The organism is Tenacibaculum xiamenense (assembly GCF_964513065.1).
In the GTDB taxonomy this organism is placed as follows: Bacteria; Bacteroidota; Bacteroidia; order Flavobacteriales; family Flavobacteriaceae; genus Polaribacter; species Polaribacter xiamenense.
Genome location: NZ_CAZEQU010000023.1, coordinates 1 through 2,191 on the forward strand (window position 1 = coordinate 1; position 2,191 = coordinate 2,191).

At 37.7% G+C, this 2,191-nt stretch carries 1 protein-coding gene; it reads right to left on the reverse strand.

From position 1 onward, the window contains the following. Positions 1-2,191 (reverse strand): hypothetical protein (locus ACKTTV_RS10000; RefSeq protein WP_408030703.1); only part of this gene is annotated, 2,191 nt, incomplete at both ends.

Consider the following 2,191-nt stretch of genomic DNA (forward strand, 5'->3'; position numbering starts at 1 on the left):
ATCATTAGGGTCGGGGGGACAAACATCACACCCATCATCAACGCCATCATTATCTCCATCAACTCCCGTTGGAGTATCACATCCTCCTGGACAAGGGCTAAAACTTCCATCGCCTAATCCTAAATCCTCTCCTACGCCTGCTGTTGTTCCTCCGCCTGATCCATTAGATACATGACATTCTCCGATAGCTAAACTCGTTGTTCCTCTTAATATAATATCCTTAAGTTCTCGATTGACAAGCGCTCTTGCTAAAACCTTAAAATGAAATATTGTACTTGTACCATCTAACGATGTTTCATAATGAGTATAATAAACTTTCTCGAAATTCTGTATCACCCAACCTGTGGTAGCATCAACGTTGTAATTACTCCACTGATAGCCTGTACCCGAAAGATCTAACTTACAGATTTCATTCGTCTCTATCTTTAAAGACAATTCTGTCCCTTGAACATCACTTGATAAATATAACCTAGGCTGAGCAACGCCTCCTATTCCTTCAAAAACACTTCTTGTTATATACTGCCCTTTATACTCTACTTGATTAAGGTTGTTAATCGGTAAAGCATTAGGGCCTGAACTTACCTTGTCATTCACCAAACCATCTAAAGTATATTCTAAATCATGAGCTAAAGGACATTTCCCTGTTTGAACATATTGATCATGCTTACCATCTGAGTACCCTTGATTTAAAACATCCTCAGAATTAGCCGCCTGTGAATCATATAAAAGATCTACTGGTGGAAAACGCTTCTCCTTAGTCTCCCAAGCCGCTACTCCATGACAATATTTATTCGTTCCACTTCTCCATTCAGGAGTCAAATCACTATAATTACTCAATACCTTAGTATAATCATGAGTGTAGTTAGCCCCTGAAGGAGCCTCTCCAATACATCCATTATAACTATGTACCCAAGCTGCTCTATCATTCATAAACACGTGAATGATTCTCTGTTTTAACCCTAGATAATAAGCCTTATAGGTCTCCCAAATCTTATTTCGTACAGCCTCTGACTTAGCTTCGATCTTAGAAATATTAAAACTAGATCCATCTATTGTTATAGGGTCGGATAATCCATTGTAGGTATTGGTGATATAAGCCAACTCTATCATCGTTACCTTATGTCCTTCCTTTTCCTCTTCATATTGCGTGTTCAAGGCACGCTGCATGATCTTTTTATCATTCTCTGTATGAGTATGAACTCCAGGAATCATTAAATTAAAATAAGGATCACGATTAAATATCGCTTCTTTGTCTGCACCTAATAAAAGAGCCGTCTTAGCCCCATCATAAGTCTTGATCTCTGTAATATAAGAATCAAACTCATCCGAGGTTAACCACCTATTCTCTGGCTCTAACTCCCTTCTAATAACATTGTAAATAGGTACCTCAAAAGTCTCTGAGCATAATTGCGTTTTAAATTTGTAATATTCTGCTTCTGCATGTGCAAATAATAATGACTTTGCCCATGATTCTTGCCAATTACCTAAAAAGTCTTCTAAATTCTTTAAATCCTCAGGATATATCCAAGTTTTTCCGTCTTCCTCAAAATAATCACTTGCTGTTAATGCTTCTGGCTGACCATCAATCACCTCTATCTTAGATCGATCCCCATTCTCATCAGCATACATTAATACCCCTCCTAGAACACTATCATACAGAGGATAACGCCAATTAACTCTTAATGATGAGTTGTTTGTTGCTCGCCCCAATACATTAGTATCTGTATCATTAAAAACACTTAATACCCAATCTGTACTCTGTGGATCTGTAGACCCATACTGACCTCCTGGACTAACATCCAATAACATCAAACTCTTTCCTATATCACAGCCATCAAACTCCATCACTGTAGTATTACATGAGGTCTCACATGCTGAAACTCCTTGCTCAAACTCATCAATATACGTCCTCTCTAAATTACTCGCCAATGTCTGTTCGGTACTGGTTAAACCCGTAGGTATTTGTAAAACACCATTTACATAATCAAATCCTACTGAAACATCAAAGTACTCGCGTAACTGAGCAGTTACATATAAATCCTTCGCACTATCATAAGCCGCTGTTGTATATTGATAAGTAATATTGGTATTAAAATCTTCTATTGCCCACAACTCTTCCTGTCGTACACTTAAAACATCAACACCTAATTCATCCCACTTCAATTCATTATTCTCATAGCGTAAAGAGGTA